The organism is Mycobacterium simiae, from assembly GCF_008370645.1.
Classification (GTDB): Bacteria; Actinomycetota; Actinomycetes; order Mycobacteriales; family Mycobacteriaceae; genus Mycobacterium; species Mycobacterium simiae_A.
Genome location: NZ_VTZN01000112.1, coordinates 1 through 17972, shown reverse-complemented (window position 1 = coordinate 17972; position 17972 = coordinate 1). Strand labels below are relative to the sequence as shown.

The following is a 17972-nucleotide window of genomic DNA, read 5'->3' as shown; positions in this document are numbered from 1 at the left end:
GGCCGGGTCTCACCGGCGGCACCGGCGGGGCCGGTGGGGAGGGCGGCCTGCTGTTGGGCACCGGCGGCGCCGGCGGCACCGGCGGCCAGGGCGGAGTCGGCGCCATCATCGGCGGGCTCGGCGGCAACGGCGGCAACGCCGGACTGTTAGGCATCGGAGGAGCCGGCGGGACGGGGGGTGTCGGCGCGCTTGGTCTCACCGGCGCTCACGGCGGAATCGGCGGAGTCGGCGGCACCGGCGGGTCCGGGGCGGCCTGCTGTGGGGCGCCGGCGGCACCGGCGGCACCGGCGGCAGCGGCGGCACTAGCGCTGACCCCACCGCCCCTAGCGGCACTGGCGGCAACGGCGGTGTCGGCGGCAACGGCGGACTATTCGGCGATGGCGGTGCGGGCGGCACCGGGGGCACCGGAGGTAAGGGCAGCACCGGCTCCGACGGCATCAACTCAAGCGATTCAGGTTCCGGTGGTGGCACCGGAGGAACCGGCGGTGTTGGCGGCAAGGGCGGGGCCGGCGGCGCCCACGCCGGCAACGGCGGCGCCGGGGGTGCTGGCGGCAAGGGCGGTACCGGCGGGACAGGCGGACGCGGCGTCGACGGCGCCGACGGCGAGCAACCCTTCGTTGCCGGCGGCAACGGCGGTTCTGGCGGGGCTGGCGGAGCCGGCGGGAACGGCGGCTCGGGCGGTGCCGGGGGCTCCGCAACCCACGGCGAGACTGGCGCTTACGGTAGCGGCGGTAACGGCGGAGACGGTGGTTCCGGCGGCGCTCCGGGGGACGGTGGCCGCGGCGGCGATGGCTTGGGCTTGGAGTCTGTTCCGGGCAAGGGCGGCGCCGGCGGCGATGCCGGAGCTAGCGGGTCCGGCGGTGCCGGCGGGGCCGGCTCTACTCCGGGTGCGGCCGGCCAGGCTACCAAAACCCCCCAGGCTGGCGGGCGCGGTGGCGACGGCGGCAATGCAGGCGCCGGCCCAATTCTTGCTGAAGGCGGGCCGGGTGGCGCAGGCGGCGCCGGCGGCAGCGGCGTCTACGGCGCCCCTGGAGGCGCCGGAGGTGACGGGGGTGCTGGCCAGACCGGCGATGGACGTTTCGGTACCAAGACCTCGGTGGGAGGCCCCGGCGGCGAGGGCGGCACAGGCGGCGCCGGTACGGTGCTCGGCGGAACAGGCGGGGCGGGAGGCACCGGCGGAACCGGCGGTACAGGCTTTTACTCCGTGGCGGGCGCTGTTGGCGGGCCTGGCGGATTTGGGGGTAGCGGCGGGACTGGAAATGTCGGCGGCGTCGGCGGCCAGGGCGGCGGTGGCGGTAAGGGCGGCTCTAGCTTCGGCGCAACGGGCGGTGACGGCGGCAGTGGCGGTGAAGGCGGTATCGGCGGTTCGGGCAGCGGCGGGCCAGGGACCAGTGGGCTATCTGGGAGCCCTGGCAGCGCCGGCAGTCCTAGCGGCGAAGGCGGAACCGGGGGCGCCGGGGGCGCCGGGGGCGCCGGCGGCAGCGGGGGCCCCGCGTAGCTGTTGCCGAGGGCGCGCCGCGCCGTACACCGCTTGAAGCGTTCGACGATAACGCCACCCGACTCCGCCCGGATTGGCATCACGAACTCGAAGTGTCAGCCGCTGCACCACACTGCGGCACTGGGGAAGTGCTACGAAGGCGAATCGTCCGCCGGCCATAAGACCCGACGCCTTGCTCCTCACAACGCCACTTCGGAGGGTGTCACCGGGTCACGTACATCGTGCGCGCTCAACTCGTCAAGGCCTCAGGCGTTTTCCGGTCCTCCGGACCGTAGTGGAAGATCAACATGCTCACCGCGATCACGGCAGCGGCCAGCCCGAACACCGGCGCCACAGTAATCTGCGACAGGAAGGCACCAAGAACCGCGCCGCCGCACAGTGCAGCAATGACACTCACGCGCAGCCTATTTCGGCCACCCGCGCCGCCAGCCAGCCGGCTCTCAGCGCCGATCGCAACGATGGTTGAGGTCAGCATGGTGGTGCTGAGCTCCTGGATGCCGAACTCCCGCGCGGTCGCGTTCTGCAGGCCGAAGGTCAACGCAAGCCCGCCGACCAGGAACAGCTTGGTGTTGTCGTGATAGTGCAACACCCCGCTGCCCGCCAGCAATGACAACGTCACCAGCACCGAGACCTCGGTGCCCAGTGCGGTGGTGATCCAACGGCGTGGGTCATGACCGAGTGTCCGGGTCAAGCGGCCTCCGATAACAGTCCCGACGACGAAGGCGACGACGGCCACTATGCCGGCGGTGAGATCGATGCCCGACTTCGACTTCGGGAGCAAACAGATGCCCAGGAAGATCACGTTGCCCGTCATGTTGGCGACGAAGACATGCCCAAGCATTAGCACGCTGATTGCGTCGGCTAAGCCGGTGGCGACGGTCAGCAACAACAATGCCCCGATCGTCAGCCGGTGATAGACGGGCGAGCTAACGGCCATGTGGTGCCCCTACCGGCTCGGCTAGAGGCGGGGCGTCAGGTCGAGCGACGTGATCGTCGTCATCCGGGTCACAAACCACCGAGCACGATCCCGCTTCATGATCAGCCGATACGACAGGTACTTCATCGCCGGGATGTTCTTGGTCAGCGGACTCGTGGTCGTGGTATTGGTGTAGACGATGGCCACGGCATTCGGCCCATCCAGCGATTCGACGGCAACGCCGGTGACTTCGGTGCTGTTGGTCACCTGGGCTTGCTTGTTCGGCGCAACGATGCTGTCGACGAACTTTCGGTACTGGGCCCCGAAATCCCCGCTGAGGTATGTCGCGGCGCGATCGGCAAGGCTATCCATATTCTCCGGGGTGTAGGTCCACAAGGTGGTGATCGCGTTCGCCGCTGTCCGCGCCACCTTGAGCTTGACGGCGACGGTGGCGCGATCGGCCAAGTACGGCTGCAGGGTGGAGCCGGCGAATGCGGCCGACCCGACGAAAAGCAACGCGGTAGTCAGCGCGGCAACTGCGGCCACACGCTTGCCGGTCAGTATCTTGCGGCGAACCTTGCGCTGGTTGGTTACCGCCGCCGCCTTGTCGGCGCCGTCCTCAGCGTCGGCTACGACGTCAGCGGAGTTGGTCTCACCGGCATCAGCTGAAGGCGCTGGGTCAGCCGTTGAGGCGACCTCAGTATCGACAACGTCGGCTGCGGTCGAGTCGGCGTCGGGTTGGGGTTGGGCGTCCGACGTCGTGTCCGTCAAATCATCTGCAGCAGGGTGCTGATCTTCCACTGGTTCCCTTCCTGCTTAGCCGTGGCAGCCCAGCGATTCGTGTTCTCGAAGACCTGTTTTCCATCGGGTGACTTGGAAGTGACCTCGGTGGCCACCAAGATATTGGCGCTGCCATCGTCGTTCCACCGTTCCAGTCCCGCGTCCAGCACGGTTCCCTTGGCCGGTTCGGCCTGGGCGACCTGAAGCAGGATCTCGTTGGCTTTGTCGTGGTACTGCTTAGCGAAGTCCCCGGTAGCTTGTGCCAAGATCCGCTCGACGTAGTCGTTGGCGTGATACGGGTCAACTGAGGTGAACTGGCCCATGAACCATTTCACGTAGTTGACTACCTCCTGGTCCTTCCGTGCGGCACTATCGCGGGATAGGTGCGAGACGAGCATCAAACTGGACACCGTGATCGCCGCCGCCATAATCAACGCGGCGCCCACAGCCGCAAGCGGCACAGCCCACGGTCGCTTCGGTGGTACTGGATGGTCGACCAGCAGCAGTCCCTCACCGGGGTGAAACTTGCGCCGGGGACTCATTTTCCATCCCCGGGCGGTTTCGGTTTGGTCAGCACAGTCAGATCGTCGACGCGCCAGCGGTTGTCCCGCCCCTTGGCGAAAGTCACCCGAACCGTAGCGCTGATGTACCGCAATTCCGGCGGCTCACCACGTCGACCCTGCATGAACAGCAGCATCGTCGCACGATCCGGCGTCGCGGACTGGACCGAACTCGCCGTCGGCCAGTACTCGTTGAGCACCGGGTGGCCTTTGGCCACCGTGTCCTGTTGGGCGGCCAGCTGTCCCCGATATCGGTCTGTGGTCACCGATTGCGCGCGAGCAAAATCCTCGCGCAACGTCTTTGGGTCATACGTCAGCATCTGTGCGACCAGCTTTGGCCCTTGCGTTGAAATCTCGGCGCGGGTTCGGTCTATCGCCTGGGCACGCATGTACACCACTGTGTAGCTGACAGCGGCGCCGCCCAGACACACTGCCGCGGCGGTGAGCAACGCCACCGCTGTCCACCGCCGGACCTTGGGCAGCCGGTCGCTGGACCCGACACACCGCACCTCGGTGTGTAGCAGCATGTCTGCGAACGTGCGGCGTCCGGGCTCCCAAAGCGGCCACAGCCATCCCACGAGCAGCGGCACGGTGTCCAGCAGGTGAGCAAGGTCTCTGACCAGCAACCGCCATGGGCCGATGGGTTTCCCGTCGCGCCGTGCCACCGCGATGCCGCAGAGCGCGCGCCCCAGACTCCAGCCGGTGACGGTCGGCACCAGCAACCGGTTGATCGATATCAGCAAGACGACCAAACTCAGCAGGCAAACCGACATCCACCACCACAGGCTGTCTGGCGGCACGGTGAAAGAAACCAACGCCAGCGTCGCCACCACGGCAAAACCCGGCAGCACGTCAACGGCGAACGCACCGGCGCGCAAATACCATGGCGCCAAAGGTTTTTCGGCTGATTCTTGGAACGTCTCCGGGGCCGGAATCTCGTCGACCACCAAAGTCACTTCGTCACCTGGTCAAGTCTGGCTATCTTGTACTGGCCCTCCGCAGGCGCCATCCGCACCCGCAACCGGTAGCCAGTTTCCTGGTTTTGCGCCTGATCGTTGGACATTTTCACGCGCAGCGCGACGAGCACGTCAACCGATCCGTCGGCGTTGTTGCGTTCGACGGCTGCCCGCATGTCGCTCAGCTGAACGTGCACGTTGGCGGCCTGATACGCCTGGACGAGCATGCTGCTGTAGAGCACCGCCTGGGAGCGGTATTGATCGGTGCCACAGTCGATGATCTTTTGTTCACTGGCGGCCATCGCACTTGTGTCGGGCGCCTGCGTGGCCGCGACACAATCTTTCGCCGCCTGAAGTGCTGCCGCGTCGTTGCGTGCCGTAGCCTGACTTTCCTGGTGCGAGCGCAGCGCCAGGTAGCCCCCGGCCCCGACTCCACCGGCAAGCAGCACCAGCGCCGCACTGACACCGACCAGCCATCGGCGACCCAGACGCGACGGGCGGCGCACGACTGCCAGACCGGCAGGCGTAGCCTCGACTGTCTCCTCGGGGCTTTCGCCGTCACCTGGCTCGACGCTGTCGGCTCCGGCCCCGGATTCTACCGAATCCGGTGCCGTCACCTCCGTGCTCGTCTGGTCGGCTCCGGCACCGGATTCTACCGAATCCGGTGCCGTCACCTCGCTGCTCGTCTGGTCGGCTCCGGCACCGGATTCTACCGAATCCGGTGCCGTCACCTCCGTGCTCAGTGCATCATCCGGTTCGATGGGGTTCAGCCGGCCGGCGCCAGCATCTCCTTCCATCCGTCGTCTCCTGTTTTGGTCGAGTTTTCGACGGAATACTTAACTCCGTCGGGCCCTACCAGTTCACCGCTCTGGGGACTGTAGACCGCGGTGGGCGGTCCGCCCGGAGTGTAGACACAGGGGTTGGGCTGTTGTCCGTTGCACTGCACGGTACCCGAACCGGGCCGCTGCAGCGGGTCGCTCACTGGCGGTGGCGACCCGCCCGGGGGCAGTCGGTCGGCCGGTGCCGGGTTCATGCCGTTATTCACCGACGGCGCCGGAATCACCAAGCCCGGCTTCACCGGCTGGTCACAGCGCGCCCCAGGCGCCGGGCAGGTCAGCAGCTGGTTGGGATCGCCATACCAGGGGTTGGTTCCCAGCGGAACGTACGGATTCGGGTCCCGGCACTCCCTCGGCGTCGCTGCTCGCTTCCCCGGGACGTCAACACATGGAATGTTGCGCGACCCACGCACACTGTTGGCCGGCGTGTCCATCGGAATCTTGCAGTAGGTGCCCTGCGGTAACGGCTGCAAAGTGGTGTCCGCGAAAGAACGCCACTGCTGCGCCGGAATAAAGCCGGTCAAACATGGCGGTGGCTGGTTGATCGCTAACGCCAGGTCAAGTGCTGCCATATTCGGGAAAGGCGCAGATACGGTCTCCGCGATCGAAGCCCCCTGCGGCAGGAACACCAGCACCTGCTCGACGCCCTTGTTGTACCGCTTGAGCAAGTCGAACACCACCTCGAGATTTGCCAACGTCTGGGGCAGCGAGTCACGCACGTCGGTAAAGACCTCGGTGACCTGGTCGGCAGTCGGCGCAGCTTGCGACAGAATGCTTTTCAGATTCTGGTCCCGTTGTGCGGTCTGCGCCGCCAACGTATTGAGGTTGCGCGCCCAACGCTCGATCGCGTCACCTGAGTTCACCTGGCTATCCAGGATCGGACCTGAGTGCTGGATGATGTCGTTGACGTCGGTGATCTGGTTGCGGAAATCTCCGACGATCGCCTGAGTGGCGTCGACCAGTCGTTGCAGGGCAGGACCCAGACCGCCGACTGCCTGTGCTGTCTCATCGAGCAGGACGGGGATCTTGTCGGCGGGCAACGCCTGCAGCCCCCGGTTGGCCGTGTCCAGTGCCGGCCCGATCTCACTGGGCACGGTGCCCTTCGTGATGGTCTGCCCCGATGAGAAGTACTTGCCAGGGTTGCCGGTCGAAACCAGGTCCAAGAACTGCTCACCGACAGCCGACACCGAATGTACGTTCGCTGACGCGTCGACCGGGATCTTGTAGCGGCTGTCGATACTCATCGTCGCCTCGACACCTGTGGCGGTCGGCTCAACATCGGTGACCTTCCCGATAGTGACGCCGCGGTAGGTCACGTTAGCCGTCGGATACAGGCCGCCCGATGCTGGCAGTTCTGCCTTGAGCTCATACCGACCGATACCGACCAGGGTGGGAACCTGAAGGTAATAGACACCCAGCACCAGGATCGATACCACGGTCAGGGTCCCGAACAGGATCAACTGGCGTTTGATGAAGGGCGTCAGCACTGTCGGTCACCCCTTTCTACCAGCGGCCCGCCGGGCGCGTCGTTGGGGTTGGGTGTGTAGCGCACGTCGGGAATCATCGTCTCCGGGTCGCGCCCGAACGACTGCTCGAGCGCACGCAGGGCTCCGGAGAAGCCGGTGCCGGTCAGCACGGCGTTGTCCATCGCGCTGAACGTCACATCAATTGTCGCCGACACGTTCTGATAGTCGCCGCGGAAAAGCTTCGGAACAGTGTCGATGTCGAACGGCTGGGTAAGGATCAGCTTCAGCGCACCGATCAGATACTGCGAGCCGCGGCCGAGTTCCTTCAATGGGCATTGCAGGGCTTGTAGATCGGTATAGAGAGGTCCGCGCGCCTCCGACAGGTATTGGTCGGTGACCTGGCTGAGCTGCCCCACCGCGTCGGCGGCGTTGATCAGCAAGTCGCGCGTGTCGGCGAAATGTTTGATCACCGGCGGAAGCTCGGTCAGCACTCGATCCAGGACGTCTGCTCGCCGCCCCACGTAAACCAGCAAACGGTTGGTGGAGTCGATAGCGCGGGTAATGTCATCGCGTTGCTGGTTGAGCTGGTCGGTGAAGGTGTCCAGCCGGGTGAGAAAGCCCCGAATCTGGTCGCCGCGCCCATGGAAAATGTTGTAGACCTCGTTCTGCAGCACTTCCAGGTTCGGGATGCCGCCACCGCGCAAAATCAGCGAAATGCTAGCCAACGTTTGCTCGGTATTGGGATAGGCAGACGAGTTCTTCAGCGGTATGGTGTCGCCGTTCTTGAGCAGTTCAGGCGACGGGTTCGGCGGGAAGGCCAGCTCCACATGCTGTGAACCCAGCAAGCTGGTCTGCCCAATCTTCGCAGTGGCATTCTTGGGCAGTTTGACGCCGTTTTCGATGCCCAGGGTCAGGGTTGCCACCCAGTTCTTCAATTTGATGTCGCGGATCGACCCGACAGCGACGTCGGCGACCATTACCTTGCTGTTGCCATTGATCGCCAAGGTGTCCGGTACCTGCACGTAGACGGTGTACGAGCCAGCCCCGCTGCCGGGAGCACCCGGAACAGCCACGTTGGCGATTCCCCGCCAACCGCACGAGCTGAGCACCAGCGCGACGAGCAACAAAACCAGTCCCTGCCCGGCCCGGTGGCGCAGCGCCCTCAACACTGTCTTCGTGTTCATCGACCCGCTCCTGCCTCAGCGGGCAGCGGTGCGCCTGCCGCCGCCGGGGCCGGTGTCGGCGCAACCGGGCCTGGAATCACTTCTGGACCGGGTGGTGGCGGCTGGATCGGCACCTGAGCTTGCAAGCCAATGGGCGGCAGCACCGGGTACTCGTCGTACGCGTTCGGCGGACCCGGCGGTGTTTGCAATGTTGATTGGACCGGCTCGATGTCGGGGCCGCCCATCAGCTCGGCCAGCGATTCCGGAGTCAGCAGACCAGCCGTAATCGGTCCCACCTGCTGTCCCTGCATGCCCGGTGCGACGATCCAGCCCGGCTGGGTGTTGCGATGGGACAACGGCGTGTCCGGCACCCAGATTCCCGGGACGGTGGTGTCCTTATAACCGTTAGGGGGTTGCAGGCGCGGCTCGGAGTAAGCGACGTGCTTGGGCAGTATCTCGGCGGTGTTGAAGAAGTTCACCCCAAATGGGAAGTAGTTGAACTTGATCGCGTCCAGCACCGGTGCCAGGTATTGCGCGCAAAGTTCGGCGGACTCCTGGTAACCCAACCGGCTACCGGCCTGAATCGAGCTGCAGATGAATTGCATCGGGTTGGCGAAGGACGTGATTTCCGGAACGGCTACCACCGAACCGTGGGCCGGGTGGTAGATCTGGTTCACGTTGGCCGCGGCGGTCGGCAAGACGTGCAAGGCGGTCTCCAAACCGTTCAGGGGCTCCGGTTGAAGTAGCGTGTTGGTGGCCTCGGCCAGGTTGTTGACGTCGTGGGTCAATACCTCACGGTTCTCGTTCAGGAACGGCCGGATCGTCGTCAACAGACTGTCGAACTGCTGCAACGCATCGGAGAGGGCACGGTCGGAGCTTGCCAGCCGACCGGTGAGGTCGGCCAGATTCTGGTTCAACGCCACGAACTGCTTGTCGTCCTGGTACAGCGCGTTGACGAAAAGCGCCAAGCTGCGCACCACCCCGAAGAAGTCGCCACGACCTTCGTTCAACGCGGTCAGGGCCCGCGACAGGCTATCGAGCGTGGTGTTGATTTGCTTGCCCTTACCGGACAGCCCGTATGCGAACGAATCGAGGACCTCACCGAAGGGGCCCTTTGGCTGCTGCGGACTGGGGCCCAGCTTGTCGATGATGTTGGTGATGCTGTTGCGCAGCTCGTCCCACTCCACCGGCACCTGGGTGCGGTCGATCGGGATCACGGCGTTGTCGGCCAGCACCGGGCCACCTTTGTATGGTGGCTCCAATTGGATGGTGCGCGACGCCACCAACGTCGGGTTGAGGATGATCGCCGAAGCGTTGGCCGGGACCTTGTATTTATTCTGGTAGTGGAAAACGACCTTCATCTTGTCCCCGACGGGCTCGATGCTGTCGATCTTGCCCACTTGCAGACCCATGATCTGCACCTTGTCGCCTGGGTATAGCGCGTTCGCGGCGGGGAAGTAGGCGGTCACGGTGTTGTTGGTCAGTTTCTGATACAGCTCGCGGCCGACGAACAACGCGACCAGGGCCAGCACCACCAGCAGCGTCGCGATGATCACCGTTGCCCGCGTCATCTTCGGTAGCCGCAGATTGCGGATGTCAAAGACGGTGCTCAATTCTGGCTACCTCCCGTCACACCGCTACCGCCGGTCCCGCCCGGGTTGATGTACGGGGCGGGTAACTGCGGTCCGGGCCCTGCCGGTGCCGCGGGACCCGGCGGCAGCCCCGGTGCGAACGTTGATGGCGGCGCCGTCGGGCCAGCCGGCCCCAGTGGTTCGGTGCGGGCACCAGGAGGTGCATCCGGCGGCATCGGCACCGGGGTACCGGGCACGTCCGGGGCCGGTTCGCCCGGCCGCCCGGCGATCGGGATTCCCGGCGTGGGCGGCAGGCCGTTCGGGTTCGGCGGCGATACCTCGAGGTTGTCGAGCGGTGCGGGGAAGTTGGGACCACCAAAGGGGCCTTGCAACACGCCCGCGCAGGGCAGCGGGTTGTCGGGCCGGGGCAGCGCATCGGCCGCTGGCGTGTAGGAGCACGGTGATCCGGGCGGTACCGCCGGCCCGGGATGGTCCGGGGTGCCTTCTAGCACACGCGGCCCTGGCGGCGGCGCACCGTTGGGGAATCGGCTGCCGTTGGGGTCGGGGAACTTGTATTCCGGCAACCCGGCGCTGCGCCAGAAATCCTCCGGTGACAGGCCGCGCTTCTTGAACGCGGCATCGATAAACGGCTGCAGAATCTGCCCCGGGACCAAGTTGTGAATGACCACTTTGAAGAACGGGCCCGACGCGATGGACTCGTTCAGCGACGGCAGGAACGCACCGACCATAAGCAACCCGTTCGCAAGATCATCTTTGCGTTGGACCAGGACGTCACTGACGATGCGCAACTGCTCCAGCACGTGATTGATGTTCGGGTTGTCGTTGATCAGTCCTTGCACCTGGGCCGAGAAGGCGGCGACGTTGGCCAGCAGCGCGTCGATGGCGCGTCCGCGTTCGTTGAACGCGGCCAACAGAGTTTTGGCGTTCACCAACAGCCGGTCCAGCTGCGCGCCGCGGTCACCTAGGATGCTGGCAACCTGGTTGGCCTGCGCCAGCAGGTGTTTGATCTCGACATCCCGCTTGCCGATCGTGTCGGAGAACTTTGCCACACCATCGAGCGCGGCACTGAGGTGCGGATAGGTCTGATCGACGGTCTGCGACAGCACATGCAGCGACTGCTTGACCGTGTCAATGTCCCATCCGGTGGCCGCCTTGGTGACGTCGAAGAACGCGTCGTAGATCTGGTAGGGAGTGGTGCTTTGACCCAGCGGCAACGTGCCGCCGGGGCGCAACGGCTGGTTGCCGCGCGCCTCGATCTCGAGGACTTTCTTGCCCAAGATGGTGTCGGTTCGAATCGCCAACCGGCTTTCGGTGCCGATGGTGTTGGTGCCGATGGAGAATTCGATTGAGATGTGGTCACCGTCGATCGACAGGCCCTCCACCTTGCCGACGTCCATACCGGCGATGCGCACCTTGTCGCCCTTGCCGATTCCGCCGGTGTCGGTGAACTGCCCGTAGTAGCTCGGTCTCGCCATCAACATCGGGACACTGGTGAAACTTTGGCCTACGCCGACGATGATGAGCGTCACCACGATGCCCATCAGCCCGATGCGTAACCGGTTAGGCGGTTCCAGTGTTCTCATTGCGGCGTGCACCTACCCGTCGGCTGGTTGAACAGCCGGACCGTGCGGACCGGCCCGCCAGCCTGCAGACCGTTGATCTTGAGACTGATGTCGCAGGAGTAGAAGTTGACGAAGTCTCCGTAGGAGCCGATAGCGCGCCCAATCGAATTCAGCGCGGTCGGCACCTTACGGAGGAAATCGTCGAGTTGCGCGCGCTGATCGACGAGCGGCTGCTGCACTGCGTCCAGGTAGTTGATGGTCTTGTGCAGCAGCGCGCGGTCCTCGGCCAACAGCTCGGCCACTGTTCCGGCGCCGTTGCTGATGTGTGCGATCCCGCTGGCCAGCTGATCTTTGTGGTCCTTGAGCCCAGTGATCAGGACCTCCAAGTTGTTGACGGTCTGATCGAAGTCCTGGCGATGGCGCACCGTGGTGTCCAAGACGGTGTTCAAGTTCTTGACCACCTCGCCAATCGCCTGGTCGCGCTCGGCGATTTGGGTGGTCAGCTGCGCGGTCTGGTCGAGGATGTCGTTGATGGTGCCGCCCTGACCCTGGAACACGGTGATCAGCGCGGAGGCGATGGTGTTAACTTTGTCCGGGTCCAGCGCCCGAAACACCGGCTTGAAGCCGCCGATTAGTGCGTCGAGGTCTAATGCCGGCGATGTTCGGGCCATCGGAATGAATCCACCGGGCGGCATGATCCGATCGAATCCTTCGCCCTCACCGCGCCTGAGCTCCAGGTAGCGATTGCCGATCAGGTCGAGATAGCGGATCTGCGCAGTCGTCGACTGGTAGAGCGGTATCGACCGGTCGACGTCGAATTCCACCCGAACCCGTTTGCCGCCGTCGATCAACGATACGGACTTGACTTTGCCGATTTCCACCCCGGAGGCCCGGACGAATTGACCGGCCCGCAGGCCGCTGATATTGCTGAACTCCGCGGCGTAGCCAGTGGTGCGGTCGAACCGGAGCTGACCGAACACGATGATGATCATCACGCTGAAGAGCAGCAGCACCAGTGAGAAGATGCCGAGTTTGAGCGCAGTACCGGTGATTTTCATGGATTGATCGTGTTGTCCCCTACTTGACGGCCCCAGACGTATTCGATCGCGTAGGGCGAACCGACCTCCAAGTGGTTATAGGGCGCGATGCTGTTCCCGCTGTCCATGACCAATTCCGGCGCCGGCCAGAAATCACGGGTAATTCGCTGCCAGCAGCCCGGCGCACCGCCAGGCCCACCGCGAGCGTTGACCCGCGGCAGATTGTCCGGATAGATGTAGGGATTCGGTGCCCCGCCAACAACTTGCGCACCCAGCAGGCCGACCTGGGAAAACAGCAGCGGCACTAGCGATGTCGGGTTCAACAGGAAGCCCAGCGCCGACAATATCTGGCTATGGCTGTTCAGGGAGTAGCCGTTGCCGCCGAGGAAGGAGGCGGCCTTGGGTTCGACGTCGTGGTAGTTACGCAGGGTGCAGAACAGCTCCGGGCTGTAGGTGTCGAGCAGCTGAGCGGAGGGCACCAGGTCGGCGGCGCCCCGCGCCAGATACGGGCCGCCCCGGCCGAATACATCCGCGCCGGTGTTGCCGAACCCGACCGCCGCCAGCAATGCGGCATCCAAGTCGCGTTGCTGGCGGTTGAGGGTGCGCGCGGTGGGCACCGAGTTGTCGAGGAAGTCGAACAAGTCCGGCGAGGCTTTGGCGTAGACGTCGCCAAGAGCCGCCAACCGCTGGATATCGCGGCGGGCTTGCGGCATTTGCGGGTTGATGTCGTCGAGGATCGCGTTGGCGTTGACCAGGGATTGTCCGAACCGATCGCCCAATCCGGTCAGCGCTTGCGCGGCCGCGCTCAGCGTCAGGTTCAGCTTGACCGGGTCCACCCGCTCGGCGATCGAGGTGATGGTCTCGAATACCGTGTTGATCTCCGTCGTCACCGCCGAGGCTGTGATGACGCTCTTGACCGTAAGCTTCTTCGACGACGGATTCTTCGGCGTGGTCAAAGAAACATACTTGCCGCCGAACACCGTGGTCGCCTTGATCTGGGCATCCACATTCTCCGGAATCAGCGGCAGGTACCTCGGGTAGACATTCAGGATGAATTTTGCGGCCGGCTTGCCGTCGCGCGAGATCTCCGAGATGCTGTCGACCCGACCGATCTCGACTCCGTTGTAGGTGACTTTCGAGCCCGGGTCCATGACCAACCCGGCCCGCTCCGAATACATCGTCAGCTTGGTCTTGGGCGTGAAATCGCCGCGAAACTGCAAGTACACCAACGCGAGTATCAGCAGGCCGACCAAGAAAAGCGCCAGACCGGCGATCTTGTACGGCGGATCGCTGACCTTGTTCATCTTCCCGGGCGTCGTCATAGCACTACACCGTCAATGCGAAGTTGGGGTTGACGCCGTAGAGCGCCAACGCGGCACACAGCACAACAACATTCACCGAGACCAGCGAGAAGCGCATCGAGCGTCCGACGGCTTCACCGACGCCGACAGGTCCACCGCCGGCGTTATACCCGTAATAGGAGTGGGTGACCATAACGATCGCCGCAATGATGATGGCCTCCAAGAATGACCAGAACACGTCGTCGGGGCGCAGGAACGTGCGGAAGTAGTGCTCGTAGGTGCCCGTCGACTGTCCGTACAACAACGTGGTGACGATCTGCGGAGAAAGGAACGACATGATCATCGCCAGCGAGTACAAAGGAATGATCACCACCAGCCCAGCCATGATCCGAGTGGACGCCAAGTAGGAGATCGACTTGATGCCCATCACTTCCAGGGCGTCGATTTCCTCGCTGATCCGCATTGCGCCCAGCTCCGCCGTGGCACCGGCGCCCACCGTTGCCGCCAGCGAGATGCCGGTGACGACCGGGCCGGCGATACGCACGTTGACCAGCGCCGAGAAGAAGCCGGTGAACGCCTCGACACCGATGTTGCCCAATGACGCAAAGCCCTGAATGGCAATCAGCGAGCTGCCGGACAGCGTCACGAAACCGACGATCGCCGCGGTGCCGCCCACCACTGCCATTGCCCCGGTTCCCATGCCGATTTGGGCGATGAGCCGCAGCATCTCTTTGCGGTAGTAGCGCAGCGCGTGCACTGTTTGCCCGAGGCTGGTCACGATGAACCAAGCCAGGCGTCCCGACTCGTCGAGGCCGCGGGTGACGCCGCCGGCGTAACGGTTGACATTGGAGACTGCCCGCGGGAAGCGGGCGCGTAGTACGGCGGCGGTCGACATGTCAGTGCCCCGTCCCGAAGCGCACACCGATGGTGGTCAAGATGACGTTGACCGCGTACAACGCCACCACACACAGCACTACCGTCTCGTTGACGGCGGTCCCCAACCCCTTGGAGCCGCCGCGCACGGTCAGCCCGCGGTAGCAGCCCACCAGGCCGGCGATCAGGCCGAACGTCGCCGCCTTGATCATGGCGATGGTCACCTCCGGCAAACCGGTGATGGTGGTCAGCGTGGCGAGGTAGGCGCCGCCGGAAATATTTTGCAGATATACCCCGAAGAGGTAGCCGCCGACCAGACCAACGGTGATCACCAACGCGTTGAGCAGGAGGGCGACCACGGTCGCGGCAATAACCCGTGGCACCACCAATCGGTGGATGGGGTCGATACCCAGAACCTCCATGGCGTCAATTTCTTCACGGATGGTCCGAGCACCCAGATCGGCGCAGATGGCGGTCGACCCGGCGCCGGCCACCACCAGCACGGTGGTCAGCGGACCAAGCTGGGTGACCGCGGCGAGCGCCGCGCCGGCGCCCGAGATATCGGCCGCGCCGAACTGAGCGAGCAAAACGTTGAGAGTGAAGATCAGCAGCACGGTCAGCGGGATCGAAACCATGATCGTCGGCAGCAGCGCAACCCTCATGACGAACCAGCACTGCAGGATGAGCTCGCGCCATTGGAAGGGCCGACGGAATAGCGCCTTGCCGGTCAACACGATCATCCGGAAGAATCCGCCAACCATAGTCAGCGGAGTCTCCAGCTGATCGCGCAAGTAGCCCACCAGATGCGGACGCGTCGAAGTGGTCATCGCAACCCCCTCATGACGGGACCGCGCGTGGCACGGCATCGCGGCCGAACGTGTCGCACGCATCCTCCTTGCGCCATCCCTAGGTGTGTGACCAGCGGCCCTTTACCCGCAGGCAGTAACGCGGACCACAGGAATGTACCTGATGGTCGTCGACGTGTGAACTGCATCCGCACAATTAACCCCTCGTGAACACCCAGCGAACATTTTTTGCCTGATCAGCTTTCCTCTCTTGTTCTTAATGACTTTGAAGCAGAACCGTTTTCGGAGCGGATGGCCGCTCCGTAGCGCAAACGCAGTTCGGTTTTCAGCACCTTGCCAGCGGGGTTGCGCGGCAGTGCGTCTACGATCTCCAGGGCCTTTGGGTGCTTGTACCGCGCCAGCCGCTCGTTTAGGTACTCAATTAGGTCTTCGATGCGAGGGGGGTTGTCCGTTACAGCGGCGACCGCGACCGGCACCTCGCCCCACTGTTCGTCGGCCCGGCCGATGACCGCGACTTCCACGATGCCGGGGTAGCTGGCCAGCACGTTCTCCACCTCCGCGCAGTAAATGTTCTCTCCGCCGGAGATGATCATGTCCTTCTTGCGGTCCACCACCCAGACATAACCGTCGGAGTCCATGCGCACTAGGTCGCCGGAGTGGAACCAGCCGCCCGCGAACGCCTCCGCGGTGGCCTCCGGGTTGTTCCAGTAGCCGGTCATCAATGTCGGTGCGCGGTAGACGATTTCACCCACCTCGCCGACGGGCACGTCGTTCATCGCGTCGTCGACCACGCGGGCGGCGACGGTAGGAATCACCTTGCCGACAGAGCCGCGTTTGCGGATCGCGTCCTCGCCGAGCAGCATGCAGGTGACCGGAGACATTTCGGTTTGGCCGAAAGCAGCCAGAATCTGCGTTCCGGGAAAGATTTCCGACATCTGGCGCAGCAAAGCATCCGGCGCCGGCGCGGCACCCCATGACATCACCCGCAGTTTCAGTTCCCGGGGTCGCGCCTGCTGCTCGGCGCACACCGCCTGCCACTGCGCGGGCACCAGAAAGATGCCGGTGACCTTTTCTGCCTCCAGCACATCAAGCAGTTGCGCGGGGTCGAACGCGCCGAGTGGATAGATCACCGTGGGGCGGCCGAGCAACATCCCGGTCAGCATGTTGCCGATCCCGGCGATATGGAACAGCGGAACCCCGATGAAACCGACGTCGCTGTTAATGTTGGCGCCACTGGTGTACAGCGCGGTCGTCGCCTGGCCGCTGAGGTTGGTGTGGGTCAGTACCGCACCCTTGGGCCGACCCGTGGTGCCCGAGGTGTACATGATCAGGGCCGGCGAGTCGTTTGGGATGTCGACCGGCCCCTCGGGCTCGCCTATCTCATCGATCAGGTCGTCGTAACCGACCACGGCGTCATCAGCTGAGCTACCGGCTACCACGATGGTGTTCACCAGCGGCGCGATGTCACGCACCGCGAGGGCGACCCGAGCCAGTACCGATTCGGTGACGATCACCCGCGGTGCGCAGTCCTCTACCAGGAAGGCGATTTCGGCCGGGGTCAGCCGGAAATTCAGTGGGACCGCGATGGCCCCTAGCATGTTGGCCGCCAATACGGACTCGACGAACTCGGGGCGGTTGAGCATCAAAATCATCACTCGGTCGCCGAAGCTCACCCCGCGGCGGCTTAACGCGCCAGCCAGCGCGGTGACCCGATGACGCAGCTCAGACCACGTCGTCGTGCGGCCCAGGAACCTGAGCGCGGTAGCCTGCGGCTGCATCATGGCATGCCGCTTAAGCTGGTTGACCCAGTTCTGCCGGCGAGCCAGATAGGGCTGCTCCGGGGCGGGCGCGCCCTGAGGCAGATGGCTGGCCAGTTGCGCGGTCAACTATGCAGTCCCTTCACTTGCGCACCGCTTGCGTCAGACTGATATTTGATAAAACATGGTGTTGTCTGGGTCACATTAACGGGCTCAGCGGCCGCAAAACAAGACCTGCAATGTTCCGCCGAGCCCCTGAAAGTCCTGGCAGGCCGAATGAACGCCCCCTTATCCGCCCGGCCACGAAGCCGGCGGCCGCTACGCCGGGCGCAGTTGTCCGACGAAGTTGCAGGGCATCTTCGGACGGCGATCATGTCGGGCACCTTGCGTCCGGGAACGTTTATCCGCCTCGACGAGACCGCAGCCGAACTCGGGGTCAGCATCACCCCGGTACGTGAGGCACTGCTGAAGCTGCGCGGCGAGGGCATGGTGCAGCTGGAGCCACACCGTGGTCACGTCGTATTGCCGTTGACCCGCCAGGACATCGACGACATCTTCTGGCTGCAAGCCACTATCGCCAAAGAGCTTGCCGCTGCGGCCACCATGCGGATTACCGATGTCGAGATCGAGGAGCTCGATCACATCAACGCTGCCCTGGCGACGGCTGTCGTGGCCGGGGATGCGGAAAACATCGCCTCGCTCGAGTTTTCGTTCCATCGGGTCTTCAACCAAGCGAGCCGCCGGATCAAGTTGGCCTGGTTTCTCCTCAATGCCGCGCGGTACATGCCGGCGCAGGTGTTTGCCGCTGATCCGCACTGGGGCGCGGCCACGGTCGACAATCATCGGCAGCTGATAGCCGCGCTGCGTCG

General features: G+C 64.4%; 15 protein-coding genes and 1 pseudogene. 2 read left to right on the top strand and 14 right to left on the bottom strand.

Translation table 11 applies throughout. The features are described 5' to 3' along the window. Positions 1–1498: pseudogene (locus F0Q45_RS27825) on the top strand (hypothetical protein); the annotation flags it as partial. Between the two features lie 229 nt (positions 1499–1727). On the opposite strand, the gene F0Q45_RS17145 reads toward F0Q45_RS27825, so the two are convergent. The 14 genes from F0Q45_RS17145 to fadD5 form a co-directional block, all read right to left on the bottom strand. Beyond that, the gene (locus F0Q45_RS17145; protein WP_149655075.1) at positions 1728–2435 is read right to left on the bottom strand and encodes a YoaK family protein; all 708 of its coding nucleotides are present in this window, start codon (positions 2433–2435) and stop codon (positions 1728–1730) included. Positions 2436–2456: 21 nt separating this feature from the next. After that, positions 2457–3215, bottom strand: coding sequence for a mammalian cell entry protein (locus tag F0Q45_RS17140; RefSeq protein WP_188112998.1), 759 nt, complete (start codon positions 3213–3215; stop codon positions 2457–2459). Beyond that, positions 3182–3736: a mammalian cell entry protein gene (locus F0Q45_RS17135; protein ID WP_149655074.1), complete on the bottom strand. Its 555-nt coding sequence runs from the start codon at positions 3734–3736 to the stop codon at positions 3182–3184. The genes F0Q45_RS17140 and F0Q45_RS17135 overlap by 34 nt, the downstream gene beginning before the upstream one ends. Next, the gene (locus F0Q45_RS17130; RefSeq protein WP_149655073.1) at positions 3733–4710 is read right to left on the bottom strand and encodes an RDD family protein; all 978 of its coding nucleotides are present in this window, start codon (positions 4708–4710) and stop codon (positions 3733–3735) included. The genes F0Q45_RS17135 and F0Q45_RS17130 overlap by 4 nt, the downstream gene beginning before the upstream one ends. Next, the gene (locus F0Q45_RS17125) at positions 4707–5507 is read right to left on the bottom strand and encodes an Mce protein (protein ID WP_149655072.1); all 801 of its coding nucleotides are present in this window, start codon (positions 5505–5507) and stop codon (positions 4707–4709) included. Before F0Q45_RS17125 ends, F0Q45_RS17130 begins: the two co-directional genes overlap by 4 nt. After that, positions 5477–7033 carry a virulence factor Mce family protein gene (locus F0Q45_RS17120; RefSeq protein WP_149655071.1) on the bottom strand — a complete coding sequence of 519 codons (1557 nt, stop codon included), beginning with the start codon at positions 7031–7033 and terminating at the stop codon, positions 5477–5479. Before F0Q45_RS17120 ends, F0Q45_RS17125 begins: the two co-directional genes overlap by 31 nt. Beyond that, complete coding sequence (locus F0Q45_RS17115) at positions 7027–8196, bottom strand: virulence factor Mce family protein (protein WP_149655070.1); 1170 nt, start codon at positions 8194–8196, stop codon at positions 7027–7029. The genes F0Q45_RS17120 and F0Q45_RS17115 overlap by 7 nt, the downstream gene beginning before the upstream one ends. Further along, positions 8193–9788, bottom strand: a complete 1596-nt coding sequence (locus F0Q45_RS17110) for a virulence factor Mce family protein (protein ID WP_149655069.1) — start codon at positions 9786–9788, stop codon at positions 8193–8195. Before F0Q45_RS17110 ends, F0Q45_RS17115 begins: the two co-directional genes overlap by 4 nt. Continuing rightward, positions 9785–11350 (bottom strand): virulence factor Mce family protein, encoded by a 1566-nt coding sequence (locus tag F0Q45_RS17105; RefSeq protein WP_149655068.1) that lies wholly within the window; start codon positions 11348–11350, stop codon positions 9785–9787. Before F0Q45_RS17105 ends, F0Q45_RS17110 begins: the two co-directional genes overlap by 4 nt. Next, positions 11347–12387, bottom strand: coding sequence for a virulence factor Mce family protein (locus tag F0Q45_RS17100; protein ID WP_149655067.1), 1041 nt, complete (start codon positions 12385–12387; stop codon positions 11347–11349). Before F0Q45_RS17100 ends, F0Q45_RS17105 begins: the two co-directional genes overlap by 4 nt. Beyond that, positions 12384–13688, bottom strand: a complete 1305-nt coding sequence (locus F0Q45_RS17095) for an MCE family protein (protein WP_149655066.1) — start codon at positions 13686–13688, stop codon at positions 12384–12386. Before F0Q45_RS17095 ends, F0Q45_RS17100 begins: the two co-directional genes overlap by 4 nt. 4 nt (positions 13689–13692) lie before the next feature. After that, entirely contained in the window at positions 13693–14562 is an 870-nt protein-coding gene (locus F0Q45_RS17090) for an MlaE family ABC transporter permease (protein ID WP_149655065.1), read from the bottom strand. A gap of 1 nt (position 14563) precedes the next feature. Continuing rightward, the gene (locus F0Q45_RS17085; RefSeq protein WP_149655064.1) at positions 14564–15367 is read right to left on the bottom strand and encodes an MlaE family ABC transporter permease; all 804 of its coding nucleotides are present in this window, start codon (positions 15365–15367) and stop codon (positions 14564–14566) included. 215 nt (positions 15368–15582) lie between these two features. Next, positions 15583–17232 carry a fatty-acid--CoA ligase FadD5 gene (gene fadD5 / locus F0Q45_RS17080; RefSeq protein WP_149655063.1) on the bottom strand — a complete coding sequence of 550 codons (1650 nt, stop codon included), beginning with the start codon at positions 17230–17232 and terminating at the stop codon, positions 15583–15585. A 147-nt stretch (positions 17233–17379) separates the two neighbouring features. Between fadD5 and F0Q45_RS17075 the strand changes: the two genes are divergently transcribed. Further along, on the top strand, positions 17380–17972 hold a 593-nt coding region (locus F0Q45_RS17075), incomplete at its 3' end, for a GntR family transcriptional regulator (RefSeq protein ID WP_149655062.1).

Bases quoted from the DNA above. Each gene is read 5' to 3' on its own strand.
- F0Q45_RS17095 (WP_149655066.1), bottom strand. From the start codon at position 13,688: ATGACGACGCCCGGGAAGATGAACAAGGTCAGCGATCCGCCGTACAAG.
- F0Q45_RS17115 (WP_149655070.1), bottom strand. From the start codon at position 8,196: ATGAACACGAAGACAGTGTTGAGGGCGCTGCGCCACCGGGCCGGGCAG.
- F0Q45_RS17085 (WP_149655064.1), bottom strand. From the start codon at position 15,367: ATGACCACTTCGACGCGTCCGCATCTGGTGGGCTACTTGCGCGATCAG.
- F0Q45_RS17100 (WP_149655067.1), bottom strand. From the start codon at position 12,387: ATGAAAATCACCGGTACTGCGCTCAAACTCGGCATCTTCTCACTGGTG.
- F0Q45_RS17090 (WP_149655065.1), bottom strand. From the start codon at position 14,562: ATGTCGACCGCCGCCGTACTACGCGCCCGCTTCCCGCGGGCAGTCTCC.
- F0Q45_RS17145 (WP_149655075.1), bottom strand. From the start codon at position 2,435: ATGGCCGTTAGCTCGCCCGTCTATCACCGGCTGACGATCGGGGCATTG.
- F0Q45_RS17125 (WP_149655072.1), bottom strand. From the start codon at position 5,507: ATGGAAGGAGATGCTGGCGCCGGCCGGCTGAACCCCATCGAACCGGAT.
- F0Q45_RS17135 (WP_149655074.1), bottom strand. From the start codon at position 3,736: ATGAGTCCCCGGCGCAAGTTTCACCCCGGTGAGGGACTGCTGCTGGTC.
- F0Q45_RS17105 (WP_149655068.1), bottom strand. From the start codon at position 11,350: ATGAGAACACTGGAACCGCCTAACCGGTTACGCATCGGGCTGATGGGC.